The organism is Halorubellus sp. JP-L1 (assembly GCF_011440375.1).
Lineage (GTDB): Archaea > Halobacteriota > Halobacteria > Halobacteriales > Natrialbaceae > Halorubellus.
Map to the genome: position 1 here is coordinate 1,050,660 of NZ_JAAOIR010000001.1, position 24,040 is coordinate 1,074,699.

The 24,040-nt window shown below is 69.5% G+C and carries 22 protein-coding genes and 1 tRNA gene; 8 read left to right on the top strand and 15 right to left on the bottom strand.

Going from position 1 to position 24,040, the window contains the following annotated elements:
- Window positions 1–117: 117 nt before the first annotated feature.
- Window positions 118–1,185, top strand: a complete 1,068-nt coding sequence (locus G9C85_RS05290; protein WP_166037610.1) for an mRNA surveillance protein pelota — start codon at window positions 118–120, stop codon at window positions 1,183–1,185.
- 539 nt (window positions 1,186–1,724) lie between these two features.
- On the opposite strand, the gene G9C85_RS05295 is transcribed toward G9C85_RS05290, so the two are convergent.
- From G9C85_RS05295 to G9C85_RS05305, 3 genes are all read right to left on the bottom strand, one after another.
- Complete coding sequence (locus tag G9C85_RS05295) at window positions 1,725–2,498, bottom strand: TrmB family transcriptional regulator (protein ID WP_166037612.1); 774 nt, start codon at window positions 2,496–2,498, stop codon at window positions 1,725–1,727.
- The gene (locus tag G9C85_RS05300) at window positions 2,499–6,041 is read right to left on the bottom strand and encodes an MMPL family transporter (RefSeq protein ID WP_166037614.1); all 3,543 of its coding nucleotides are present in this window, start codon (window positions 6,039–6,041) and stop codon (window positions 2,499–2,501) included. It abuts the gene before it with no gap.
- Window positions 6,042–6,324: 283 nt separating this feature from the next.
- Window positions 6,325–7,059: an MBL fold metallo-hydrolase gene (locus G9C85_RS05305; protein ID WP_166037616.1), complete on the bottom strand. Its 735-nt coding sequence runs from the start codon at window positions 7,057–7,059 to the stop codon at window positions 6,325–6,327.
- Between the two features lie 162 nt (window positions 7,060–7,221).
- Between G9C85_RS05305 and G9C85_RS05310 the strand changes: the two genes are divergently transcribed.
- Both G9C85_RS05310 and G9C85_RS05315 read left to right on the top strand, forming a co-directional pair.
- Window positions 7,222–8,151 carry a shikimate kinase gene (locus G9C85_RS05310; RefSeq protein WP_166037618.1) on the top strand — a complete coding sequence of 310 codons (930 nt, stop codon included), beginning with the start codon at window positions 7,222–7,224 and terminating at the stop codon, window positions 8,149–8,151.
- A 182-nt stretch (window positions 8,152–8,333) separates the two neighbouring features.
- Window positions 8,334–8,600 (top strand): chorismate mutase, encoded by a 267-nt coding sequence (locus G9C85_RS05315; RefSeq protein ID WP_166038950.1) that lies wholly within the window; start codon window positions 8,334–8,336, stop codon window positions 8,598–8,600.
- A 120-nt stretch (window positions 8,601–8,720) separates the two neighbouring features.
- Here G9C85_RS05315 and G9C85_RS18650 read toward each other — a convergent pair whose 3' ends face one another.
- From G9C85_RS18650 to G9C85_RS05340, 5 genes are all read right to left on the bottom strand, one after another.
- Window positions 8,721–8,996 (bottom strand): hypothetical protein, encoded by a 276-nt coding sequence (locus G9C85_RS18650; protein WP_205254308.1) that lies wholly within the window; start codon window positions 8,994–8,996, stop codon window positions 8,721–8,723.
- A gap of 49 nt (window positions 8,997–9,045) precedes the next feature.
- Window positions 9,046–10,032, bottom strand: a complete 987-nt coding sequence (locus tag G9C85_RS05325; RefSeq protein ID WP_193570596.1) for an arsenic resistance protein — start codon at window positions 10,030–10,032, stop codon at window positions 9,046–9,048.
- A 122-nt stretch (window positions 10,033–10,154) separates the two neighbouring features.
- Complete coding sequence (locus tag G9C85_RS05330; RefSeq protein ID WP_166037622.1) at window positions 10,155–11,711, bottom strand: pyridoxal-dependent decarboxylase; 1,557 nt, start codon at window positions 11,709–11,711, stop codon at window positions 10,155–10,157.
- Between the two features lie 130 nt (window positions 11,712–11,841).
- A complete protein-coding gene (locus G9C85_RS05335) occupies window positions 11,842–12,558 on the bottom strand; it encodes a carbonic anhydrase (RefSeq protein WP_166037624.1) in 717 nt (238 codons plus the stop codon).
- A 50-nt stretch (window positions 12,559–12,608) separates the two neighbouring features.
- Window positions 12,609–13,169: a GrpB family protein gene (locus G9C85_RS05340; RefSeq protein ID WP_166037626.1), complete on the bottom strand. Its 561-nt coding sequence runs from the start codon at window positions 13,167–13,169 to the stop codon at window positions 12,609–12,611.
- Between the two features lie 101 nt (window positions 13,170–13,270).
- Between G9C85_RS05340 and G9C85_RS05345 the strand changes: the two genes are divergently transcribed.
- Window positions 13,271–14,455, top strand: a complete 1,185-nt coding sequence (locus G9C85_RS05345) for a phosphotransferase (RefSeq protein WP_166037628.1) — start codon at window positions 13,271–13,273, stop codon at window positions 14,453–14,455.
- Between the two features lie 9 nt (window positions 14,456–14,464).
- Here G9C85_RS05345 and G9C85_RS05350 read toward each other — a convergent pair whose 3' ends face one another.
- The 4 genes from G9C85_RS05350 to G9C85_RS05365 all read right to left on the bottom strand — a co-directional run bounded on the left by G9C85_RS05350 (window position 14,465) and on the right by G9C85_RS05365 (window position 18,889).
- Window positions 14,465–15,013 (bottom strand): hypothetical protein, encoded by a 549-nt coding sequence (locus tag G9C85_RS05350; protein ID WP_166037630.1) that lies wholly within the window; start codon window positions 15,011–15,013, stop codon window positions 14,465–14,467.
- Between the two features lie 99 nt (window positions 15,014–15,112).
- Window positions 15,113–16,108 carry a hypothetical protein gene (locus G9C85_RS05355; protein WP_166037632.1) on the bottom strand — a complete coding sequence of 332 codons (996 nt, stop codon included), beginning with the start codon at window positions 16,106–16,108 and terminating at the stop codon, window positions 15,113–15,115.
- Between the two features lie 129 nt (window positions 16,109–16,237).
- Complete coding sequence (locus tag G9C85_RS05360) at window positions 16,238–17,329, bottom strand: fe2+ transport protein (protein WP_166037634.1); 1,092 nt, start codon at window positions 17,327–17,329, stop codon at window positions 16,238–16,240.
- A 150-nt stretch (window positions 17,330–17,479) separates the two neighbouring features.
- Window positions 17,480–18,889: a hypothetical protein gene (locus G9C85_RS05365; protein WP_166037637.1), complete on the bottom strand. Its 1,410-nt coding sequence runs from the start codon at window positions 18,887–18,889 to the stop codon at window positions 17,480–17,482.
- 103 nt (window positions 18,890–18,992) lie between these two features.
- Between G9C85_RS05365 and G9C85_RS05370 the strand changes: the two genes are divergently transcribed.
- A complete protein-coding gene (locus tag G9C85_RS05370) occupies window positions 18,993–20,231 on the top strand; it encodes a PQQ-binding-like beta-propeller repeat protein (protein ID WP_166037639.1) in 1,239 nt (412 codons plus the stop codon).
- Between the two features lie 107 nt (window positions 20,232–20,338).
- On the opposite strand, the gene G9C85_RS05375 is transcribed toward G9C85_RS05370, so the two are convergent.
- Window positions 20,339–20,953, bottom strand: coding sequence for a DUF6663 family protein (locus tag G9C85_RS05375; protein ID WP_166037641.1), 615 nt, complete (start codon window positions 20,951–20,953; stop codon window positions 20,339–20,341).
- Window positions 20,954–21,109: 156 nt separating this feature from the next.
- Between G9C85_RS05375 and udk the strand changes: the two genes are divergently transcribed.
- The 3 genes from udk to G9C85_RS05390 all read left to right on the top strand — a co-directional run bounded on the left by udk (window position 21,110) and on the right by G9C85_RS05390 (window position 22,771).
- Window positions 21,110–21,832, top strand: a complete 723-nt coding sequence (udk, locus tag G9C85_RS05380; protein ID WP_166037643.1) for a uridine kinase — start codon at window positions 21,110–21,112, stop codon at window positions 21,830–21,832.
- A 125-nt stretch (window positions 21,833–21,957) separates the two neighbouring features.
- On the top strand, window positions 21,958–22,224 hold the full coding sequence (locus G9C85_RS05385; RefSeq protein WP_166037645.1) for a hypothetical protein: 267 nt from the start codon (window positions 21,958–21,960) through the stop codon (window positions 22,222–22,224).
- 157 nt (window positions 22,225–22,381) lie between these two features.
- Entirely contained in the window at window positions 22,382–22,771 is a 390-nt protein-coding gene (locus G9C85_RS05390) for a pyridoxamine 5'-phosphate oxidase family protein (protein WP_166037646.1), read from the top strand.
- 86 nt (window positions 22,772–22,857) lie between these two features.
- On the opposite strand, the gene G9C85_RS05395 is transcribed toward G9C85_RS05390, so the two are convergent.
- Window positions 22,858–22,929: transfer RNA gene (locus G9C85_RS05395), tRNA-Thr, on the bottom strand.
- A gap of 71 nt (window positions 22,930–23,000) precedes the next feature.
- Window positions 23,001–23,987, bottom strand: a complete 987-nt coding sequence (locus G9C85_RS05400; RefSeq protein ID WP_166037648.1) for a class I SAM-dependent methyltransferase family protein — start codon at window positions 23,985–23,987, stop codon at window positions 23,001–23,003.
- Between the last annotated feature and the right edge of the window lie 53 nt (window positions 23,988–24,040).

Here is a 24,040-nt window from a genome sequence, read left to right on the forward strand (position 1 = left end):
TCCTGGAGTAGTCTCCGTCGGACTGCTTCGGGACTCCCAGTCCGCTCGGGCGCGAGTCGGGCGGCGTCGGCGCGACCGATAGCAGGACACTTACACCGTCCGGGGCAAGCCACGTGCATGCAGATCAAGGACCGGTACCGCGTCGAGGGCGGCCGGGAGCGCATCACGCTCGTCCCGGAGAGCCTCGACGACCTCTGGCACCTCCAGTACGTCCTCGAGCCCGGGGACCTCGTCGCGGGCGACACGACGCGGCGCATCCAGCGCGACGACGAGGAACTCCGGGACAAGGGCGGTGAGCGCGAGCACATGTTCGTGACGCTCGACGTCGAGGAGGTCGAGTTCCACAAGTTCGCGAACCGGCTCCGGGTCTCGGGCGTCATCGAGGACGCGTCGCGCGAGGACCAACTCGGGTTCCATCATACGCTGAACGTCGAGGACCACGACGAGATCGAGGTCGAGAAGGTCTGGAAGCCCGACCAGGAGGCGCGCCTGGAGGAGGCCGAGGAAGCCGCGGAGAACCCGGACGTTGCGATCGCGACCGTCGAGGAGGGCGAGGCGTACATCCACACGGTCGCGCAGTACGGGACCGACGAGAACGGCCGGTTCACGGGGACGACGGGGAAGGGCGAGTACGCGCGCGGCCGGAACGAACTGTTCGAGGAACTCGGCGCGGCGCTCTCGCGGATGGACGTCGACGCGATCGTGCTCGCGGGCCCCGGGTTCACGAAGCAGGACGCGCGCAAGTACATCGCGGACGAGTACCCCGAGGTCGCCGACCTGATAACGATGGTGGACACCTCGGGCGTTGGCGACCGCGGCGTCCACGAGGTCCTCAAGCGCGGTGCGGTCGAGGACGTCCAGCAGCAGACGCGCATCGCGAGCGAAGCGGAGTACATCGACGAACTCACGAAGCGAATCGCGCAGGGCCACGAGGCCGCGTACGGTCCGGAGGCGGTCGCGGAGGCCGCGGAGTACGGCGCGGTCGAGCGGCTGCTCGTCCTCGACGACAAGCTCCGCGTGGAACGCGGCCCCGACGGCGACTGGGCGATCGACGTCGACGACGTGGTGACGAGCGTCGAACGCCAGGGCGGCGACGTCACCGTGTTCTCCTCGGAGTTCCCGCCCGGCCAGCAGCTCCGGAACCTCGGCGGCATCGCGGCGCTGCTGCGCTACCGACTCGAGTGAGAGCGCTACCGACTCGAGTGAGAGCGCTACCGACTCGAGTGAGAGCGCTGCCGGCAGGATCGATCGGGACGCGACCGGCCTATCTCTTTTGGCGTGACGAACAACTACCAGGAGTCCGTCGTTCGGGACGCGGTCGGACGAACAGGGTCGACAGACAGACCGGATCCGTGCCACGGCGTCACCACTGGCCACTCCCCATGCCGTCGCACAGCGCGGCAGCGGTGCTATAGCGACACGCCGCCACCCGCTCCCATCGACCACGCCCTCCCCACCCCCACCTCAAGGCTGTCACCACCCACTCAAGGCTGTCACCATCCGTTGCCAACCCCGTATCGTCTGCCACTCCAGGGGGAGCATCCGCCTCCCGACTTCGCAGATCCCACATTTAGCGCCCGGGCGCCAGGACCCGAACGAGTTCCGTCGCTGCGGCATCTCGCACCCCTCTCTCCTGACCAGTAGACGCGTTGTGGAGTACCGAATCGGCCGACGTCGCACACACCGCGAGTGATCCGTGCGAGCGTTCTCGCGCCGCGAGCGACTCAGGCGGTCTCGGGCGGCGTCAGCGAATTCAACGCGAGTTCGTGCAGGACGGTCGCGAAGTTCGTGCGCGCCGTCCAGAACGCCGTCTCCGTCGAGAGTTCGGGGATGTCCGCGCGTTCGCCGAGCACGCTGATTAGGACGACGTTCCCGTCGGCGAGCACTGCGCGACCGGTGCGTTCGTAGTCGATGGTGGCGTCCGCCGGCCCGGTCGCGACCACGTCCTCGTCGGCCGCGAACAGCGCTCGGACGTCCGGGTTCACGCTGACGACGCGGACCGCGACGCCCTCGGCTGCCGCTTCGCGGAGCGCCGCCTCGATGGCCGGCGCGACGAGGTCCGGCGACCGCGCCGCAAACACGACGCGTTCCTCGGCCTCCCTGATCAGTTCCGCCGTGCGATCGGCGACGTGGTCGTGCCCCGAGAGCGTCCAGATGGCCTCCTGTTGCTCGTTGTCGCCGCCGCGCTCGTTCCGGACGCTCTCGACGTACCCGAACGCGCGATCGGACTCCGTCTCGAAGCGCTCCCGGAGCGTGTTCCGGGCCTCCTCGACACTCACCGGCCGGTACTGCATCGGACTCGACTGCTGGACCTCCACCAGGCCGCGGTCCTCGAGGCTCTCCGTGACGCTATACACTTGCGACCGCGGAACGTCCGCGACTCGCGACGTCTCCCGTGCGGTTCCCGATCCGAGCTTCTGGAGGGCGATGAACACCTTCGCCTCGTACGTCGTGAGTCCGAGTCGCTCCAGCGAGGCGACGGCGTCGCCGTCCTCCATTCAATCGTCACCCCCCGCGGGCGCCTCCGCACGCGTCGACGGCACCGCGAAGTCCGCCTCCGGACCGAAGTACTTCACCCACACGACGAGGAGGCTCGGGAGCACGAGCACGCTCGCGAGGAACGCGTACACGATCGTCATCCCCGTGATGACCCCGAACTGCTGGAGCGCCGGGAAGATCGCGAACGCGAGCGTCCCGAACCCGCCGACGGTCGTCGCCGCCGACCCCAGGAGCGCGCCGCCGGTGCCGGTGATGGTGCGGTCCATCGCTTCCCAGACGTTCCCCGTCCGCTCGAGTTCGAGGTTGAAGCGCTCACTGACGTGAATGGAGTACGCCACGCCGAGCCCCACAGTGAGGCTCGTGATCATCCCCGTCAGGACGTTGAACGGCATCCCGATGGCGTACATCGTCCCGAGGATCCACGAGACGCTGAGTGCGACCGGGAGAAGCGTGAACGCGCCCAGGGTCGCCGACCCCTCCTGGATCCGGTACGCGATCATGAGGAACGCGAACACCGCGACGAGCGTGATGACGAGGCTCTGGATGACGGTGTCGAGCAGTTCCTGCTGGACGATCTCGTTCACGACCGGACTGCCGGTCGCGGTCGCGCGAGCACCGTCGCCGTTCATCGTCGCCGCCACGGCCTGCAGTTGCGTCGTGACCTCGCCGGTGTCCGCGCCGCCCTCGATGGGAACGACGAGCTGCATCGCCTCGTACCGGTAGCCGTCGTCGGTCTCGACGCGATGGACGTACTGACTGGCCTCGTCCTCGTTCACGCGGAACAGCGCGGAGAGGACGCCGGTGACGTTCTCGTCGGGGACGCCGTCGCCGTCGGTGTCCGCCGCATGGAACGTCTCGTTGAACGACTCGTTCCGGGCGGCGGTGTCGCGCATCACGGACAGCGGCGTCCGCGTCGCGACGTCGCCGCTGGACCCGCGGAACGCGGTCGTCATCCCGTCGAGGCCCGTCTCGGTCTCGTTCAGTCGCGTCATGACCGCAGGCGAGTCCAGTGACCGACTGTCGTTCGCCTGCACGAGCACCTGGGCTTGCGAGTCCTCGCGCTGGAAGTTCTCGTTGACGTAGTCGAGGTTCTGCTTCGCGGAGTACTCGCCGGGCTTGAACGGCTCCGGGAGCTGGTAGAGCCACTCGGCGGGTTCGTCCGCGATGAAGCTCTCCTGGGAGAACTCCGTGCTGACCTGGGTCGCGCCGACGCCGCCCGCGATGGAGACGACGAGCGCGATCGCGATGACGACCGTGGGCGCCTTCCGCGCCGCGACCGCGCCCGCGGACAGCACGGTCGAGAACCGGCCGCCGCCCGTCCCGAACGCGCGCTTCCGGCGGTCCAGCCCGATGCGGTTCTCGAGGAACTCGTCGGCCTCGATCTTCAGCGCCGGCACGAGTGCGCCGAACACCGCGAGCGCGGCGAGGATACCGACCGAGGAGACGACCCCGAAGTCCTGGATCGGCGGGAGCGGGCTGGTGAGGTTCGAGAGGAACCCGATGACGGTCGTCGCCGTCACCCACGTGAGCGCGAGACCGACGCCGCCGAGCGCCACGCCCATCGATCCGCGGACGTCGTCGACGGTGTCGTCGTCGGTGCGGGCCTCCCGATGCCGCATGAATATGTGTATCGCGTAGTCGATCGACAGCCCGATCAAGAGGACCGGGACCGCGATCATGATCTGGTTGAACGAGATCCCCTGGAGGCCCATGAACCCGAACGTCCACAGGAGGACGGCGACGATGCCGAACAGTCCGAGGACGATGTCGAGCAGGTCGCGGTACGCGACCAGGAGCGTCAGGACGACGAACAACAGCGCCATCGGCGCGACGATGTTCACGGAGTCGGTCAGGGACTGACTGATCTCCTGGGAGATGACCCCGAACCCGAAGACGACGTACTCCTCGCCGTCGCCAGCGCCCGTGCTATCGGACTGGGCGACGTCCTGCATCTCGAGCTGGACGGCGGTCACGCTCTCGCCGACGGTCTGACTGTTCGAGACCTGGCTGTCCGAGCCGGTCTCGAGGGTGGCGACGAGCATCCGCGCCTCGGCTCGCGTCGACCCCGGCTCGAAGTCCTGGGGCATCAACCCGAGCGCTTGCCCGGCGAACGCCCCGTCGCCGTTCGAGAGCACGGTCTCCGTCACGTTCTCGACCTGGCTCTCGTTCATCGACTCGACGTGCTCGAGTTGCGCGTCTAGCGACGGCGTGCCCGACGACTGGAGCTCGCTCTGGCGTTCCTGGAACGCCTCGAAGTCCTCCTGGAGCGCCTCGCCCTCGGCCTCGAGTTCCTCCGCGCGCTCCTCCAGGGCCGCGGACTCGTCCTCGATGACGCCCTGCGTGCCGAGGCGATAGCTCGCCTCGACGTCGGCCTGGATCGCGCGAATGTCGCCGGCGGTGGCGTTGAACGCCCGCCACTCCGCGTCGCCGAGGTCGACGCTCGTGTTCGCGTTCAGCTCCTCGAACTGCTCGCGTGCGCTCGCGTTCGGGTTCGACGCTATCGCGGAGAGCGCCTCTCCGACCTTCGGTGCGGTCTCGTTCAGTGCCGCGGCCCGGTCCTCGAGCGCGGCAGCCTCGTCCTCGATGACGCCCTCGGTGCCCTGCCGGTACGCTTCCTCGGCCTCCTCGCGCGAGGTCGCCGACCGGAGCTGTTCGGCTGCGTCCTCGAACGTGGCGTAGTCCTCCTCGTCGAGGTCGACGCTACTGTTCGCGTTCACCTGCTCGAACTGCGTCCGAACGTCAGCCGAGGAGTCCTCCCGGAGGGTATCCAGCGCTCCCCTGAGGAGGCCGGCGGTCTCGTTCAGCGCGACCTTGCGCTCCTGGATGGCCTCGGTCTCGTTCGCGAGCACGCGCTCCGTGCCGTCCTCGACGGTCGGCCGGATCGCCGAGCGGTTCTCGCGGACCGCGGTCGCGGCGCGCTCGAACGTGGCGTAGTCCTCGTCGTCGAGCTCGACGCTACTGTTCGCCTCGACCTGCTCGAACTGCGCGCGGACGCTCGCGTTCGGGTCCTCGGCGAGCGTGTCGAGCGCGTCCTTGAGGAGGCGACCGGTCTCGTTGAGTGCCTCGCCGCGTGCCTCGAGTTCCTCCCGGCTCTCGTTGAGCGAGTCCGAGCGCGCCTCGAGTTCCGCGCCGCGCTCGCGGAGGTCGCCGGCCTTCTCCTGCTGGATGGCGGTGATGGCGACGAGGTTCGACACGCCGAACAGCCCGCGGTCGGCCGCGAGCGTCCGGTTGATGCTCTCGTTGCTCCGGAGTTCCTGCTGGTAGCGCAGGGACGCGAGCAGCGACTCCCTCGTCAGGACGTTCCCGTTCTGGGACTGGTTCCTGACGATGACCTGGACGCTCGTCGTGCTCGTGTTGTCCGCGACGAACGTCTCGTCGATGTATTCGGAGGCGTTCGCCGCGTCGTTCGTGCTCTCGAACTGCCCGAGGCCGGAGTCCGACTCGACGGCGGCGGCCTGCGAGCCGAGGCCGGCGGTGACGAGCAGGAGCGCGACGATGACGACCTTCGTGTGGTCGGCGATACCGTCGGAAACGCGGTCCATCAGACTCACGCGGACCACCGATCCGTCGACGATGTGGTGTGTGTACGGAACATACGACAGTGGTGTTGTTACTCGCCTACTAACAGAGAACCGTTCATAAACTTGTTCGTCCCAGTGCGCGTGAACGAAGGACAACCCAGTCCGGGTTTGAACCAACGGGAAACGCCAGGAAACGTCGGCGCTCGTCGTCGCCAGGTTCGTCGTCGCCAGCGTTCGTCGTCGCCAGCGTTCGTCGTCGCCAGCGTTCGTCGTCGCCGGTCCCCCTCGCCACCGGCGCCCCTCGCTACTCGATCGTGACCGAGAGCATGTCCTCGGCGAACCGGACGTCGCCGTCGTAGTGCCGTGCGACGGACTCGAGCATCTCCTCGTGGACGCCCTCCGTGTGCGGGTAGAGGTGCGTGAGGTAGACGCGCCCGTACTCGCGGCCCGCGAGCGCCTCGCCGAGCTGCGTCGGCGTCGGGTGGTTGTCGACGTCGACCGCGTCCGGGAACGAACAGTCGTGCGCGAACACCGCGGTGCCCTCCGCGAACGCCGCCAGCGCCTCGGTCGCCTCGCCGTCCCCGGAGAACGCGAACCGGTCGCCGAAGCGGTACGCGAGACAGGGCTTGGAGTGCTCGGTCCGGTGCGCGTCGACGTCGAACCCCACGACCTCGAACTCGTACTCGCCGACCTCGCGGACCGAGAGGTCGACGCGCCCGTCGAGGTAGTCGTGGACGTCGAGCAATCCGTCGACGAGTGCCTTCGTCCCCTGCGGCCCCACGACCTCGAGGTGCTCCTCGCCCGCGAGCCACCGCGCCTTCAGGAGCGCCATGAGGTCCGAGACGTGATCGAGGTGGTGGTGCGTGAGCAGTACCGTCGAGACGTTCTCGGCGCCGACGCCGGTCTCTTCGAGGCGATGCAGGACGCCGGCGCCGCAGTCGACGAGGAGATACCGGCCGTCCTCGTCGAGGAGCAGTCCGGTCTGGTGGCGGTCCGCGAGCGGCATCGCGCTCCCGGTGCCGAGGAAGGTGACACGCATACCGGAAGGGGAGACCGCCAGCGGGAAGAAACGGTCGTCTCGAACCGACCACGAGTCCTCCCGGCGGATCGAGACTGCGAGGAGAGCCCTGCGAGCCGAGGGAAGGCGGCGGGAATCGCGCGCACCACAACCCCCAAGTGCGTCCTCCGGGTCCGGTCGGGTATGCAGGGTCGTGCCACGGCACCGGCGGCGGGGACCGTCCTGAACGCGCTCGCGACGGGCGTCGGGGCCGCGTTCGCCATCGACGCGGACACCACCGCGAGCGTCGCACTCGACGTCCACGCCGGCGACGCTGGAGCGACCGACGGCGACGACCGCATCTCGGGGTCGGTCGCTGGCGCGCCCGACGCCGACACCGCGCTCGTCGAGCGCTGCGTCGAACTCGCCGTCGAGCGCTGGGGCGCGGACGCCGGCGTCGACCCGGCGACGACCGGCGGCGAGGTCACGACCGAGAGCGACGTCCCGATGGCCGCCGGCCTGAAGTCCTCGAGCGCCGCGGCGAACGCCACCGTGCTCGCCACCGCGAGCGCGCTCGGCGTCGACCCCGACCCGCTCGACGCCTGCCGACTCGGGGTCCAGGCCGCGCGCGACGCCGGCGTCACCGTCACCGGCGCGTTCGACGACGCGAGCGCCAGCATGCTCGGTGGCCTCACCCGCACCGACAACCGGCGGGACGAACTCCTCGCGCACGACGACGTCGAGTGGGACGTCCTCGTGTGGACGCCCCCCGAGCGCGCGTACAGCGCCGACGCCGACGTCGACCGCTGCGAGCGCGTCGCCCCGATGGCCGTCCTCGTCGACGAACTCGCCGACGCCGGCGCGTACGGGAGCGCGATGACCGTCAACGGCCTCGCGTTCACCGCCGCCCTCGACTTCGACCCGTCGCCCATCGTCGACGCGCTCCCCGACGCCACCGGCGCCAGCCTCTCCGGCACCGGCCCGAGCTACGTCGCCGTCTTCGACCCAGACGCCAGCGACGACCACGCGACTGACGGCGCTGACGACATCGACGCAGTCGCCGCCCGCTGGCGCGACCGCGACGGCGACTGCTGGCGCACCACCACCCGCAGCGACGGCGCACGAATCCTATGACACGAGACACCAACCAGACCAACGACGACACCCACGACGACCACGGCAGCGACGCCGTCGACCACGACGGCCGCGGCGGCGACGCCGCCGACCACGACGACCGCGGCGGCGGCGCCACCGACCACGACGACCGCGGCGGCGACGACCGCGACGCCGGCGACGAGATTCCAGCGCCCGACGAGATGAGCCTCGACGAACTCCGCGACGAGATCCAGGGGATCGACCACGACCTCGTCGAACTCATCGCGCGCCGCACGTACGTCGCCGACACCATCGCGCAAGTCAAGGACGAACGAGGCCTGCCGACGACCGACGAGGAACAGGAGCAGCGCGTCATGGACCGCGCCGGCGCGAACGCCGAGACGTACGACGTCGACGCCAACCTCGTCAAGGCAATCTTCCGGCTACTCATCGAACTGAACAAGGTCGAACAAAGAGAGAGTCGGTAGGCGAGAGAACAGTTGTTAGGGGGGTTCTAGCAAGGGAGTAGTATGCGGGTGCGGCGATTCCCGACACCACCTTGGGAATTTTGTGACTCGACGAGCAGCCGGGAGATTCGACCAGGTCTGTTACACACGCAGGTACGACAACCGCTCTGAGTACCTCGCTGCTTTCAGCCGCTCTATCTTTCGTCCAGAGTCATTCCTCGTCGGTCGGTTCGAGTGGGACTCGCTCGACCTCGATCTGGTGATCTCCCAGCGGCCAGGGAACTCGCCGAAATCGAGTACGCTGTCGTGTTCGCCGTGATATATCGTCGTCATGGAGACTCCGTGGATGCGTCCTCGCTGTTCGAGGTCGGTTCGTTCGTCGTCGTCAACGGCTACTGGTACGTCGACGTCGAACATACGCATTCGGAGAAGGATAGTTCACCAGTCGGCCCGAAGAATACTCGAATCAGCTCGGAGATGGCGCGTCCTCGGGGGATTCGGGGACGAGCCAGCGTGGGACGACTCGCGTGAGGACGACCATGCCGACGAGTTCGACGAGCGTCTGCGTCACGACGACCGCGGGTGCCAGTCGGTAGGCGTCCGGAAGCGCGAGTGCGAGCGGCAGGACGACCAGCGAGTTCCGGGTGACCGACGTGAAGACGAGCGCCCGACTCTCACCGGTATCCATCTGGAGGGCGTCCGCCGCGAGCCGGCCGAGTATCGGCATGACGACGAGGAACGCGACGTACACCGGAACGACGACCGCGATCTGTTCGATCGAGTTCCGGACGCGGGGGAGCTGGGACGCGACGACGACGAACAGCGTCGCACCCATCATCGGCACCGGTAGCCAGGCCATCGTCGCCTGCCAGGCGTCACCGGTCGAGGACCGGTCCGCCCACGCTTCGGTGAGCCAGGCGAGCGCGAGTGGGAGCGCGATGATGAGCAGGAACGCATCGACGAACGGCCGTGGCTCGACGACCGCCGCGACGTCCGGCCCCGCGAACAGCCAGAGGTACGCTGGAAGCGCCAGCAGTTGGACGAGCATCAGGGCGGGCGTGGTCGCGGTGATCTGCTCGGCGTCGCCACCGGCCAAGTCGGTGAACGTGATCACGTAGTCGATGCACGGCGTCAACAGGACCATGAGCGCACCGACGAGGATAGCTGGCCGCTGGGGCAGGAACGGCGTGAATCCCCAGACGACGACGGGGACGACGAGGAAGTTCATCCCCAGGGCTGCCGCGACGAATCGTCCGTTCCGGAACGCGCGACGGAGTCGAACGAACGGGATCTCGAGGAACGTGACGTACAGCAGGACCGCCAGCACCGGGTCGACTAGTCGTTCGACGAACGGCGCCGAACCCGGACGGCCAACGCCGACGCCGAGCGCGAGGAGCACGAAGCCCGCGTAGACGACGACCTGGTGTCGCTGGAGCCACCGCTTCGCGTTCATTCTCATCCCGTTTCGGCCGCGTCGGTAAACTATCGTCGCTCCACCGTCACGTGCCGTCTCGCTCGGTACGGTGGACGGCCGACAGAGTCACGACATCGTCCGTCGAGAGTGTGCCGACGGCGTCAGATGGGTAGACTCGCTTCCGGTCGCCAGTCCGCGTCGAGTCGCGCGCCGGTGTCGGCGAGTGCCTCGAACACGACGTCGACGTCGTCGTCGGTCGTTCGATGGTTACAGATCGAGGTCCGGAGCGTCCGCCGGTCGTGGACGGTCGTGGTCGTGAGGAACGCGAGGCCGCTGTCGACGACCTCGTCGACGATCGCCTGATTGAGGCGGTCGAGGTACTGGTGGACGCGATCCATGGGCTCGCCGGGGTCGGTCTCGTCGCCGCGTGCGTCGTCGAGCGCGGCCCGGAGGTCCGCTGGGACGTACCGGAACGAGTAGATGAACAGGTTCGGTTCCTGAACCGCTTCGAAGTCGTCGTGGTCGCGCACGCGCTCGTCGAGGTGCGCCGCGCGAGCGATGCCACCGCGGAGGTTCTCTCGGTAGCCCTCCACGCCGAGTTGCTTGAGGCTCGCCCAGACCTTGAGCGCACGGAACCCGCGGGACATCTGCGGCCCGAACTCGTAGTAGTCGAACTCCTCGGGGGTCTCCGCGACGGACCCGCGGAGGTACGACGCGTCCATCGCGAACGTCTCGGCGAGCGTCTCCCGGTCGTGGACGAGGACGGCACCGCACTCGTAGGAGACGTTCAGCCACTTGTGTGGGTCGAGCGTCACGGAGTCCGCGCGCTCGATGCCCGCGTACCGGTCCGCGAGCTCGGGAAGCATCGCGCCGACCGCGCCGCACGCGCCGTCGACGTGGAACCACAGGTCGCGGTCGTCGCAGACCGAGGCGATCTCGTCGAGCGGGTCGATGGCGCTGACGTTGATGGATCCCGCCTGTGCGACGACGCAGAACGGCTGGTCGCCGTCGGCTTCGTCGGCGTCGAGACGCGCTTCGAGCGCGTCGACGTCCATCGTGAAGTCGTCGTTCGACGGGACGAGGCGGACGGCGTCGCGACCGAGGTTCAGCATGTCGGCAGCGCGATAGATGCTCGAGTGACACTCGTGGTCGGCGACGTAGAGCGCGTACGTCGGGCGCTCCTCGCCCTGAAGTCCCACCTGTCGCGTCTCGTGGTTCGTCTGGTCGCGGAACGCGGTCAGGACGGCGACGACGTTCGCCATCGTCCCGCCACTCGTCAGGAGCCCCATCGTCTCGGTCGGGTACCCGATCGCGTCGGCGAGCCACTCGACGACTGTGCGTTCGACCTCGGTCGCCGACGGGGCGGGATGCCAGCCGCCGACGTTCATGTTCAGGGCGGCAGCGATCGCGTCCGCTAGCGCGGCGATGGGGAGGCCGCCGCCCATGACGTACCCGAAGAACCGCGGCGAGGGATTGTGCGTCGCGTACCGGAGAACGTCGGCCTCGATGGCGTCGAGGACGGCGCTCGGGTCCTCGCCGGACTCGGGGAGCGGGTCGTCGAACGCGGCGACGACGTCGCTCGGGTCGGCTTGCACGTAGACGGGGCGATCGTCGAGCGATCCGTAGTAGTCCGCGATGAGGTCGATCGCTCGATACCCGAGCTCGCGGAATGCGTCGGGGTCGAGTTCCCCGGGTCGTCGACCGGACTGGGAGGACATACCAGCAGCTACCACCCAGCATGTGCTAACGATTGTCACTCGATGGCTGTGGTTGGTTACCTCTCGCCGCCGCTCCGTGGTTCCGAGGGCAGTCGAACGACCGCCCGTACCCGAACCGCCGCGTCACCCGTCAGTACGCGAACCGCCGCGTGACGCGCTCTGCGATCTCGGGGTTCGCGTCGCGGATGCGGTCGGGGTCCCGTTTCCCGTCGACGTTGACGACGTGGACCTCGCCGCGATCACCGCTGTAGACGTCCTGGAAGTCGTAGACGACGCCGTACGCGTCGACGCCGTCCGGGACGTCCGCGCTCTCTGTGAGCGCGTCGACCTGCCGGTCGACGTTGTACTCGACGAGGTGATTCACGGCGTCGGCGTGGTCGAGTCCCTCCGGGAGTTCGTCGACGCCGGGCTCGATGCGCGGCCGGAGGAGGTCGATGCAGCGCTCGACGCCCGGCGGATGCTCGCTGGCGGGTACCGGGTCGTCGTCCGCGTCGCCGCGTTCGGCCCTGATGGCGTCGTACGTCGCCGTCACCGCGCCACAGCCGGTGTGGCCGACGACGACCGCTGTCTCCGTGCCGGTGTACGCGAGCGGATAGACGACGTCGCCGGAGACGACGGTCTCGCCGTCGTCGGTGCGCTGGACGACGCGGTTCCCGATGTTCCCGACCGTGAACACGCGCCCTGGTTCGTCGTTCCCAAGGAGGGCGTCCTGGAGGACGCGCGAGTCCGAGCAACAGACGGAGACGGCGTCCGGGTGCTGTGCGTCCTGGAGGTCGTCGAACCGGTCCGCGAACGCGTCGGCGTGCGTTCGATTCCCGTCGAGCAGACTGACGATCGGTTTCGCCATGCGGAGGCCTTCAGCGCGAACCGAATAGTTTCCTGCGGTCCGCGGTGGCCCTACTCGGGCACGGCGAACTCGAACGCGAGGTCGGCGTCGGTCCGTGCGCGGTCGACGATCCGCTCGACGACGTCCGTCTTCCCCCGCGAGTACGTCTCGACGTCGTCGGTCTCGGCGGCGAGCGCACGCTTCTCGCGCTCGTAGTCCACCCGCAGGCCGTGGTGCTCGCGGAGGACGTCCCTGGTCGCGACGCTCGTCTTCCAGCCGTCGGCCGAGCGCGCGAACACGTGGACGTTGAACCGCTGGCCGTCGCGCTCGCGGAACACGGGATGCCAGCCGTCGTGGTTCCGATGTAGAGTGCCGCCGAGAGCGTCCGCGATGACGCCCGCGACGTCACCGACGGCGTCGTCGGCGACGACGACGTCGACGTCGACGACGTCCTTCGCGGCGAGGTCCGGGACGGCCGTGGATCCGACGTGCTCAATGCGGACGACGGCGTCGGCGAGGCCCGCCTCGGAGAGTGCGTCTCGGATGCGTTCGCGTTCCGCGCGGAACCGGTCGCGCCAGCAGTCGAACTCGGATTCGACGAGTTCGATCGCGTCGGCTTCGTAGTCGACCATTGGTAAGCGGAGGGCGGCCCCGTCCTTCAACGTTCCCGAGGCGTGCGAACGAGTGCCAGACGACCGCAAACGCCTTTCAGGCGCTACGCGACGGGTCGCACGTGACCGAAGTGAACATCGACGACGACGACGGCGTCGTGGTGGACGCGCTCGCAGCCGCGTTCCCCGACCGCGAGGTGGCGACGGTCGGCGAGGCGGGACTCTCCTGGAACGAGGGCAATCGGACGGTCCGCGTCGAGTTCGCGGCCGGCGACGGCGCGTACCTCAAGGTCGCCGTCGACGGCGACGGCTCTCGCGCCGCGACCGAGGCGGCGGGGCTCTCGTACGCGAACGCCCACACCGACGCGGCCGTCCCGACCGTGCTCGCACGCGACCTGGACCGCGACCGACCGTACCTCGCGACAGCGGACGTCGACAGTTCGACTGCCGAGGATACCGCAGGCGTCCACTCTGCGACTGCCGAGGCCGCCCCGGCGGTCGTCGGCTGGCGAGCGTGGCGCAACGCCGACGACGACGAACGCGCGGCGCTCGCTCGCGGGCTCGGTCGGACGCTCGCCAGCGTCCACGCCTGTCGATTCGACGACCACGGGCACGTCGTCGGCGGCGACGCCGACGGCCTCGACCTCGACCGCGGCGCGTGGACGGACGTCCTCCTCGACACGATCGATTTCACGCGCGAACAGGCCGGCGACGGCCGGTTCGCGCACCACTTCGACGCCGTCGTCGAACTCGTCGAGGCCGGGCGCGACCGGCTCGATCGAGCGCCGGCCGCGCTCCTCCACGGCGACCCAGCGCGGCCCAACACGTTCGTTCGCGACGCGACGGCGGGCGCGCCGGACGCCGCAGCGACAGCGCCGGACGCAACAGCGACAGCGCCGGACGCAACGGCGACAGCGCCGGACGCAACGGCGACAGCGCCGGACGTCGACGGAACACCGACGGTCGGCCTCCTCGACTGGGAGCTCGCGCACGTCGGCGACCCCGTGCGCGAACTGCAGCGCGCGAACCGTCAGTTCGTCACCTCCACGTTCGACCCCGGCACCGACCGCCACGTCGACGCGTTCTACGACGGCTACCGCGAGCGCGCCGACGGCCTCCCCGACGGCTTCGACGACCGACACCGCATCTACGACGCCGTCGCGTACCTCGGCGTCAGCGGGTTCTTCGAGAAGTGGGAGCGCGAGTTCGAGACGTCGACCGACGAGATCGCCGCAGACGTTCGCGAGGAGATGGACCGACGACTCGACGCGGCGTGGAGCACGGTCGAGACCGCTCCCGGACACTGACCGCCGGCGCTAGAACGGGAACGACGACCGGAGCCGCGAGAGCACCCCGTCGCTCCCCGAGGGCTCGTCGCCAGCGAACGCCCTCGCCGCCTCCGGGTCCGCGAGCACCGTCTCGGACGCCACCGGGTCCGTCACCCACTCGAACTCGTCGACCGCCTCCGCGCCCCCACCGGCGGTGCGGTCCGCATCCGGGTTGGCAGCGGGGTCCGAATCGACTCCTGTACTGGCGTTCGGCTCCGGTGCGTCCTCGAACCCGACGACGTCTGCCGGGTCCGGCGGCCCCGCTCGTTCGTCGACGTCCGTCGCGAACTCGTCGAACGCCGGCGGATCCGGGAGGACGTCTCGCTCGCTCGGAAATCGGTCCGCGAGCATCACCTCCTCGGGCGTGTCCTCCTCGAACTGCTCGAAGAGCGCGTCGACGCTCGCCTCGACGACTGCCGGGTCCACGCGCTCACCCTCGAAGACGGTCGCTGGGGCGTCGAACGAGCGGTCGACCGCGACGCGCTCGTCCGTCGTCGACCCGGCGCGCCCGTACGACTCCTCGCGCTCACCCATCACGCCCACACGAACAGCACGCACCGTATTAAATTTTCCTCAAAAATATACGAATGTTACGCGGTGGGTCGATGGGTCGGCGCGTCGAGGGGTCCCGCGCAGTCAGCGGATCCGAACGGCCACGACCGCCGCGAGCGCAGCGAACAAGACTGCTACGACGCCGAACCCGGGCAACTCGCCGCTCCCGCCCGACGCACCGCTCCCGTCCGTCGAGCCCGACGCCGCATCCGTTCCGGGTTCGCTCCCCGACGACTCCCCTCCACCGGTCGCCGCCGTCGTCGTTCGCGGCACCGTCGTCCCGGTGGCCGTCACCACGACCGAGGTCGTCCGGCTCGCGTTCCGGACCTTCGTCACGCCGAACTCCGACGCGACCGGCGTCCCGCCCGCACGAACCACCTCGTCAGCGTCCGCCTGGAACTCGCCGTCGCCGTCGTCGCGGTACATCGTCGCAGTGAGCGACGCCGACTCGTTCTCCGCCAGCCCCTCGTAGAACGACGCGGAGAGCGGCACCGAGACGTTCTCAGTCACGCCCGCCTCCACGGGCGCGGTCCCGACCACAGTCCCGTTCCCGGACTCGACCGCGACGAACCCGGACGCGTTCGACTCCACGCGACGAACGGTGACCGACGGCGAGTCGATGCGCTGACTGGAGAAGTCCTTCGCGGCGACGTTCACGTTCCCGTCGTCGCTCACGCGGATCGGAACCGTCACGCCCGCGGGCTGGTTCTGGAGGCCCGTCAGTGGCGTATCCTGGTTCGGTTCGAACTCGCCGTCGCCGTCGGATCGATGGAGCGTCACCCACACCGTCGCCGCCCCGTCGACCTGCGAGAGGAACTCCTCGTCGACGGGGATCTCGTAGTTCTCGTCCGGGCCAGCGGAGAGTTCGACGTGCCCGAGGACGCGCCCCATCTGGCCGGCCTGGTCGAGGTGAACGACCGCGTACCCGTCCGCGAGGACGAACGACCGCTCGACGACGACGTGGTCGTCGACGACCTGCGCGTCGGTCGTCACGTGGTTCCCGTGACCGGCGACCGGGATCGCGGTGAGGGCCGCGAGGACCACGAGACAGGCGACGGCCGGCGCGACGCTACGTCGCATGGGAGGTCCTCGGGAGCGGATTCTCAAATGGCTGTCGGGTCGCTTCGAGTGACCGACCGTCCCGGCCGCGGCAGCGAGTCGAAGCGTGCACGTCCCGGCCGCGTCGACGGCGGACGCCAGTCATGGAGATCACGCCTCGAACGAGACCGCCCGTAGCTGGCGGAACGCGCGCTCGTAGCCCTCGTGTCGCGCGACCTGGGCGGGCGTCGTCGCACGCACGTCGACCGCGTCGCCGGACTCGACGGCGTCGACGGCCGCGCCGTAGTGGTAGCCCATCTCGCCGTCGATCGCGGGCGCGAGCCGGTCGTCGAACACCGTCTCGCCGTCCCGCGTCACGGTCGCCTCGAGCCCCATCATCGGGACGACGTAACCGTTGTACCGCGTCCTCGCGGAGACGTACAGGTAGTCGCTGCCGTCGGCGAACCGACCGCCACCGTCGACGCGGCCCGCGACCAGGTTCGCGCCGTCGGAGAGCTTCGACCCGACGACCGACCCGGGGAGCGCGTCGGGTGCCGGGAGTTCGCCCATCGGCGCGTCCATCGACCCCATCGGTCTGACCGCGCCGGCCTTCCCGCCCGCGTCGACGTCGCGGACGCTGAACTGGTCGGCGACCGACTGCGTCCACTCGAAGGGAATCTCGACGGTCACGCCCTCGCCGTACGCGCCCTCGAGGTCGCCGACGCCGCGCGTCGACCCGAGCCCCTCGAAGTTCACGCGGGCGACGTACGAGCCGAACGACGAGACCTCGAAGTTCGCGCCGTAGTGAAACCCCATGCGCTGGGAGAGCATCGGGTACGTGACCTCCTGGGTCACCGTCTCGCCGTCCCGGAGGACCTCCGTGCTGACGCTCGCGGGCAGGACGGTGTTCGTCGCCGCGTCGAACACGGTCGCCATCAGGTGGAAGCTGTCCGCGTCGGTCGCCGCCGTCTTCTCGACGCTCGTCCCGTTTATATTCCAGAAGTCGTGCGGGATGGAGAGCATCAGCATCGCCCGGAGATCGCCCGCTTTCCCCATGCCCGAGGACACCATCTTGTCCATGAACGTCTGCACGTAGATACCGGTGGGGCCGTCCGGCGTCGCGGTCGTCGACTCGCTGGTCTCGGTCGGTTCGTCGCCGTCGGTCGCCGTCGTCTCGGTCCCGCCACCGCCCGAATCGAGGCAGCCCGCGAGGCCGACGCCAGCGACTGCGGGGAGGGACTGGAGGAGGCGGCGTCGTTCCATGCATGCGACTAGTTGTTCGGAAAGAAAAACGGTTTGGTTCGCCCATCGAACCATCGGTTTCGATCGCCGTCCGGCAGCGCATCCTCCCAGTTCTCGCGACGTCCACCGTCCGGCGAGTGTCCCCCCAGTTCTCGCTGCGTCCGTCCGCGTTCAGGGAGCGGCGAGGACGTACAGGGACGCGACGGTGTACGCGACCATGAGCGCGGCCAGCGGCGCGTGCCCGCGACGGGCGCGCTTCGCGTCGGCGAAGACGCGGTCGGTCGCGAGGTGTGCGGCGACGACCGCGACGAGGTGGCCGACGACGACGAGTGCGACCTGCGTCGTCCACACCGCCGCGGGCGCGAGCGCACTCCCCGGGTCGAACGCGGCCGGGACGCCGACTGCGCCGAGCGTCCGCTCGAGGGCGCGCGTCGCGTTCACGAGCACGTATGGGTAGTTGTGCGCGACGTCGTACGCGACCGCGATGGGGAGCAGGGTCGCGGCCAGGTGCCGGCCGACCCGTCCCGCTGGTGCGGTGTCCTCGCTGCGGACGCCGCGACCGCCGTCAGCTTGCGCGAGTCGGGACGAACTCGCGGACGCGGCGGCCCTGGTGACGGCGCGGCGGGCGAGGACCGCGGCGCCGATGAACGCGGCGAGGAACCCGACGTAGAGGACGACGCCGGCGTACGCGCCGGCCGGTTCGGCGAGCGCGCCGAGGAGTCGCGCCGCGGCGGTCGTCTCGACGGCGCCGTCGAACGTGACGGTCGCGACGGCGACGACGACGAACGCGGCCGTGCCGGCGTCCGCGAGCGGGCGAGCGCTCTCGACCCAGGGCGGGCGGAGGGAGACGACCACGCGCTCGCCGTCGCGCTCGGTCGCGACCGGCGCGACCCGACCGGCGAGGTCGTAGAGGACGGTGAACGCGTCCGCGCGCTCGAACGCCTCCCGTCCGAACGCGAGCGCCCCGAGGAGGGCGACGAGCGCGTACGCGGCGAGGAACGCGACGGTCAGCCGACCCGAGTTCGGGACGACCGTGAGGTTCTCGACGACGCCGACGACCACGACGAGGCCCGCGACCGCCGGCCAGCGCCCGAGCCACTCGGGATACGACCAGACCGCGACGTCCTCGCCTTCCAGGGCCGCGAGCGCGTCGTACGCCATCTCCCAGGGCGAGACGACGCGCCACGGCGACCCGACGAGCGCCGCGACGACGAGCGACCCCTTGAACAGCACCGGCCAGACGAGGACCTCCGCGAACGTCACCGCGCCCCGGTCGGTGAGGCCGGACGCGACCGCCGCCGCGAGCGCGAGCGCGACCACCAGCCGGATCGCGAGCGTGGCGCGACCGACCGTGCGCCCGTGCACGGACCCGAGGCGGACGCGACCCGTCGGCGGATCCGGCCCGACGGCGAGCGCGAGCGCTGTCCCCGCGACCGCCACTGCCGCGCCGACCACGAGCGCGAAGAACGGGATCGGGGGCGTCTCGACCGTCTCCCCGTGCGCGCTCGCCGTCCCCGCGAGCGCGAGTGCGAGCGAGCCGAGACCGACGGCGAGTGCGGTCCGGCGGAGCCGAGTCTGCATCGGTCGATACTCGCCATCGCCGGTACAAGTGCCCCGTGGTTCGCACGTCGAACGCCACCGGAGAGAGCGGGCGCTTAAGCCAGTGGCCGACCGACCGCAGGGTATGCGAGCGGTCACCGCCGTCGCCGTCGTCCTCGTCGTCGCCGTCCTCGGCGGCGTCGCCGTCCTCGGCGCGACCGACGGCCTCGTCGATGGCGACGACGCCGCCTCGCTCGCCGTGACGTGGACGAGCGACTCGGGAGTCCCCTCCGACAACAACCACCACGAGCTCGCGGTCGGCGCCGTCGACGGCGAACCGCGCGCGTTCGCACCGATCAGTTCGACGCGCGAACTCGACGCGTGCGCGCTCGTCGCGCTCGACGCGGACGCCGGCACCGAACGCTGGCGCGACCCCGTCCCGCAGGCGAACTGTACGCTGCACGCCGTCGCAGACGTGACCGTCGCCGACTACGACCGCGACGGCACCACCGAAGTCCTCTCGACCACCACCGAACGCCGCGTCGTCGCACACGGCCCCGGCGGCGAGGTCGAGCGGACGTGGAACCTCTCCGCGTACGGCTACACGAAACCGATCGTCGCGGACGTCACCGGCGACGACGCCCCCGAGGTCGTCGTCGTCGACTCCCGCGGCCTCCTCCAGGTGCTGGACGCCGACGGCGGCGTCGCGTGGACCGCCGACCACGACGGCTACGTCTGGGGGACGCCCGTCGTCGCGGACGTCGACGACGACGAACGCGTCGAGGTGGTCGTCGCGACCAGCACGGGTCGCGTCGCCGCATACGACGCCGACGGCGGCGTCGACTGGACGACCAGCCTCGACGACCGGGCCGTGACGTGGCTGACGAGCGCGGACGTCGACGACGACGGCGTCCGCGAGTTCTACGCCGGCACCCCGAGCGGGCACGTGCTCGCGTTCGACGGCACCGGCGAGCGCGAGTGGACGACCACCCGCAGCGACCTGACGAGCGTCGCCGCCGTCGTCGTCGACGACGCAGGCGCCGGCGTGTTCGTCGCCGCCAGCGACGGCACCATCGCGCGCCTCGACGCCGCGACCGGCGACGTCGTCTGGGAGACCACCGTCGCGAGCGAACCCGTCCAGATGATGCCACCACCGGTCGCGAGCGACGTCGACGGCGACCGCGCTGCGGAGATCGTCGTCGCCGCACACGACGGCACCACCGCCGTCCTCGACCCCGCGACCGGACAGACGATCGCGAGCGTCACCCACGACGCCACCGTCTTCGCAGCCCCCGTCACCGCCGACGTCGACGGCGACCGTTCTGAGGAGATCTTCGTCCTCTACGCCGACGGCACCGTCCGCCGCATCGACCACGAGCGCTAGAACAGTCAGTCGCTCGACCGGCGTGAGCCGCGGCCGCGAACGGAGCGAGTAGTCAGTCGATCGACCGGCGTGAGCCGCGGCCGCGAACGGAGCGAGTAGTCAGTCGGTCACTCGACGTCGTACGTGTCCCGGACCGTCGACGCCAGCATGCCGTCGCGGTTCAACGCGACGTACACGACCACGCAGCGCTCGTCGACCGGGTCGAGCACGAACACGTCCCGCGGTCCGCCGTCGCGGTCGCCCGCGTCGACGCGTGCGAGCAACGGATCCAGTGGGCGTTCGCCCGACCGGAACTCCGCGAACAGGTCGCGCCCGCCCGGTTGCTCCGCGAACGCGTACAGCGCGCCGTTCTCCTCGCCGTCCGTGTTCCGCGTCACCCGCGAGTTCACGCCCTCGCCACGGCGCTTCGCCGTCGCCCACGTCTCCGTCGCCGCCTCGAACAACCCCGTGACCTCGCGCGCGAACCAGAACCGCGTCTCCCGAACGACCTCGAGGGCCGTGACCGTCGGCGGCTCCGTCTGCCACGACAGCGACGCCGACACCACGTTCCCCGGCTCGAGCGCGTCCACGCCCGCCGCCGCGTGCCCGTCGAGCGCGACCGCCGTCAGCTCGTAGGCGCCAGGATCGTCGCTCGTCGGGTCAGCCGGCACCGACGCGAACGTCACCCCTCCATCACGATGCGCGCTCTCGTACACGCGGAACGTCTCCGTTGACTCCTGCACGCCGAGACTTCCGCGCGCGAGACGGTTAAGCCGCGCGGGTCGAGCCGTCCCCCGCAGGTCGGCCGCCGGAACGCGTCGGCCGTCGGAGCGCGTCTGCCGTCGTACCTCGACGAGAGAAGGTCACACTCAAGGCGCTGCCCGCCCGTTCCTCGTGCAATGACCATCCCCTCGTTCGTCATCGGCATCGCGGGTGGGACGGGCGCGGGCAAGACCACCGTCGCACGCGAAGTCGCCGACTCGGTGGGCGAAGCCGTCACCCGCATCCCCATCGACAACTACTACCACGACCTCTCGCACCTCGAGATGGCCGAACGCGAGGACGTCAACTACGACCACCCGGACGCGTTCGAGTGGAACCTCCTTCTGGAACAGCTCGACGCCCTCCTCATGGGCCAGGCCATCGAGATGCCCCAGTACGACTTCACGATCCACAACCGCAAGGACGAGACCGTCCACGTCACGCCGTCGGACGTCATCGTCGTCGAAGGCATCTTCGCGCTCTACGACGACCGCGTGACCGACCGCCTCGACCTCAACGTGTACGTCGAGACGGACGCGGACGTCCGCATCCTCAGACGCATCCGCCGGGACGTCATCGAACGCGACCGCGACCTCGAAGGCGTCATCGAGCAGTACCTCGGCACCGTCAAACCGATGCACGAACAGTTCGTCGCACCGACGAAGTCCCAGGCCGACATCATCATCCCCGAAGGCGCGAACCAGACCGCAGTGAACCTCCTCACGGAGAAAGTCGAGGTCGAACGCAGCGGCGTCGCACGCGACCTCGCCAGCGAGTGGGGGCGAAACCCGGTCGACGTCGCCGACACCGACACCGACCGGACGACCGTCACGCCCCCCAGCGACGACGACGACGAGTGACCGGCCGACCGCACCGCGCGAGCGCGAGCGCGGGAGCGAGCTCTAGCGCGGGCACGGGAGCGGGCGCGCGAGCGGAGTTCGAGATTCCACATCACTTATCACGTTCGGTGTGAGTAACATTCGCTATGAGTACGCAATCCCAGCAGACGAAGCGGGAGCAGTACGAGGAAGGGTTCCTCGACCAGAACACGTGGATCCGTCCGCTCGCGGTCTTCGTCCTGATCTGCTTCGGGCTGCTCGCGCTCATCATCACCTCGAACGCGACGATGGGGTGGCTCGGCGGCCGATTCGGCCAGGTGCTGTTCGGGATGATCGCCTCCCTCATCTTCATGAGCTTCATCATCAGCGCCATCCTCCTCGTCGTCAACGGCGCCCGGTACCTCATGGAATAACGCTCGCACGACACCCACCAACGGCGGACGACGCCGGCTCGATTCCCGCACGCTCGCCACGACTCGTTCTCGCACGACACCCACCCACCGACCGACCAGCGTTCGCCCTCGCCAACGCCGGCGCACGACCTAAACGCCGCCAGTCCCAACCAGCGACATGGCATCGGACCTCCCAGACGCCGCCGTCGCCCACCTCACCGACCGCCCGCGCATCGCGCACCTCGCCACCAGCCACGACGACACCCCCCACTGCGCGCCCATCTGGTTCACCTACCACGACGACCACGTCGAAGCCACCATCACCGGCCGGAAACTCCGCGACGTCCAGGCCAACCCCCGCGTCGCGCTCTCCCTCCAGGAAGACGACGACGGCCACGCCAAGTGGGGCCTCACCATCCACGGTACCGCCCACGTTGTCAACGACCCCGGCCACGCCGACCAGATCCACGACCGCATCAACGACCGCTACGACGCCTCACCCGACGCCTGGGACGACAACGTCCCCATCCGAATCAGCATCGCCGACCACCAGTACTGGGAGTACTGACCACACCGCGCACCCATACACTCACGAACCAGCCAGCAACGGCACCGCTACCGTCCAATAGGAACGATCGACGGAGCAGAATAGCAAGCCGGTGGAGGGATTTGAACCCTCGGCCTATTCCTTACGAAGGAATCGCTCTACCTCTGAGCTACACCGGCAGACGGCGTCTGTCTGCACTCAATCGTAGGAGCGATAACCCCAATAAGGGTTGCGAATCGACGCGGGCGTGTCACCCGGAGACGAGGCGAACGTCGAGGCAGACGTTGACCTCGTGAGGCGCGTACGACCGCACCTCGTGGCGGTTCTCCACCACGACGTCGTACGCGTCCCCGGCCGCGTCGCGGATCGCGCGCTCGCCGGGCCCGAACGGGTCGTCCTCGTGCTGGATGTCGTAGAAGTGAATCACGCACTCCTCGCCCGCCGCGGCGACTGCGGCGTCGAGGGACTCGTCCGCGCTATGCGGGAGATTCATCACGATCCGATCCGCCCAGTCCGCGTACTCGCCCGCGACTACGTCGCGGACGTCCCCCTCGACTGCCGTCACCGCGTCCGCGACCCCGTTGCGGTCGGCGTTCTCGCGCATGTACCGGACCGCGATCGGATTCAGGTCCACGCCGACCGCCGTCGCGCCCCGCTTCGCCGCCGGGATCACGAACGGGCCCACGCCCGCGAACATGTCGAACACGCACTCGCCCGCCTCGACCTGGCTCGAGACGCGATGGCGCTCGGTCGCGAGCCGCGGCGAGAAGTACACCTCGGCGAGGTCCAGTCGGTACTCGCAGCCGTACTCGCGGTGCGTCGTCTCCGTCGACTCGCCCACGAGCACGTCCCACTCGCGCACGCGCAGCTCGCCCTGGACCTTCGACGCACGATTCAGGACGGTCTCCACCGGCAGGTCCGACTCGACGATCCCCGCAGCGAGCTCCCTGGCACGCTCGTCGTCGTCCTCGTCCACTATCACGACGTCACCGAGGCGCTCGTAACTCGGCTCGAACCCGAGCACGTCCGCCGGCGTCGACTGCGTCTCCCGCTCGGGCACCTCCCGACGCACCACCTCGAACGACGACGGAACCGCGTCCGCGTCGTCGACGGGAATGTAGATGACATCGTCCTCCACGACGATCTCGCGATCCGCCGCGAGTGCGTCCGCCGCAGCGAGCGCTCGCCGCGTCTCCTCGCCCGCCGCCCGATCAGCGCGCACGCACGGCACGTCCATATCCCGACTCGAGGGCCGCGCGACCCTCAACCTGACGAACCTGACCCGCACGG

Bases quoted from the DNA above. Each gene is read 5' to 3' on its own strand.
- G9C85_RS05290 (WP_166037610.1), top strand. From the start codon at position 118: ATGCAGATCAAGGACCGGTACCGCGTCGAGGGCGGCCGGGAGCGCATC.
- G9C85_RS05295 (WP_166037612.1), bottom strand. From the start codon at position 2,498: ATGGAGGACGGCGACGCCGTCGCCTCGCTGGAGCGACTCGGACTCACG.
- G9C85_RS05300 (WP_166037614.1), bottom strand. From the start codon at position 6,041: ATGGACCGCGTTTCCGACGGTATCGCCGACCACACGAAGGTCGTCATC.
- G9C85_RS05305 (WP_166037616.1), bottom strand. From the start codon at position 7,059: ATGCGTGTCACCTTCCTCGGCACCGGGAGCGCGATGCCGCTCGCGGAC.
- G9C85_RS05310 (WP_166037618.1), top strand. From the start codon at position 7,222: ATGCAGGGTCGTGCCACGGCACCGGCGGCGGGGACCGTCCTGAACGCG.
- G9C85_RS05315 (WP_166038950.1), top strand. From the start codon at position 8,334: ATGAGCCTCGACGAACTCCGCGACGAGATCCAGGGGATCGACCACGAC.
- G9C85_RS18650 (WP_205254308.1), bottom strand. From the start codon at position 8,996: ATGTTCGACGTCGACGTACCAGTAGCCGTTGACGACGACGAACGAACC.
- G9C85_RS05325 (WP_193570596.1), bottom strand. From the start codon at position 10,032: ATGAACGCGAAGCGGTGGCTCCAGCGACACCAGGTCGTCGTCTACGCG.
- G9C85_RS05330 (WP_166037622.1), bottom strand. From the start codon at position 11,711: ATGTCCTCCCAGTCCGGTCGACGACCCGGGGAACTCGACCCCGACGCA.
- G9C85_RS05335 (WP_166037624.1), bottom strand. From the start codon at position 12,558: ATGGCGAAACCGATCGTCAGTCTGCTCGACGGGAATCGAACGCACGCC.
- G9C85_RS05340 (WP_166037626.1), bottom strand. From the start codon at position 13,169: ATGGTCGACTACGAAGCCGACGCGATCGAACTCGTCGAATCCGAGTTC.
- G9C85_RS05355 (WP_166037632.1), bottom strand. From the start codon at position 16,108: ATGCGACGTAGCGTCGCGCCGGCCGTCGCCTGTCTCGTGGTCCTCGCG.
- G9C85_RS05360 (WP_166037634.1), bottom strand. From the start codon at position 17,329: ATGGAACGACGCCGCCTCCTCCAGTCCCTCCCCGCAGTCGCTGGCGTC.
- G9C85_RS05365 (WP_166037637.1), bottom strand. From the start codon at position 18,889: ATGCAGACTCGGCTCCGCCGGACCGCACTCGCCGTCGGTCTCGGCTCG.
- G9C85_RS05370 (WP_166037639.1), top strand. From the start codon at position 18,993: ATGCGAGCGGTCACCGCCGTCGCCGTCGTCCTCGTCGTCGCCGTCCTC.
- udk (WP_166037643.1), top strand. From the start codon at position 21,110: ATGACCATCCCCTCGTTCGTCATCGGCATCGCGGGTGGGACGGGCGCG.
- G9C85_RS05385 (WP_166037645.1), top strand. From the start codon at position 21,958: ATGAGTACGCAATCCCAGCAGACGAAGCGGGAGCAGTACGAGGAAGGG.
- G9C85_RS05390 (WP_166037646.1), top strand. From the start codon at position 22,382: ATGGCATCGGACCTCCCAGACGCCGCCGTCGCCCACCTCACCGACCGC.
- G9C85_RS05400 (WP_166037648.1), bottom strand. From the start codon at position 23,987: ATGGACGTGCCGTGCGTGCGCGCTGATCGGGCGGCGGGCGAGGAGACG.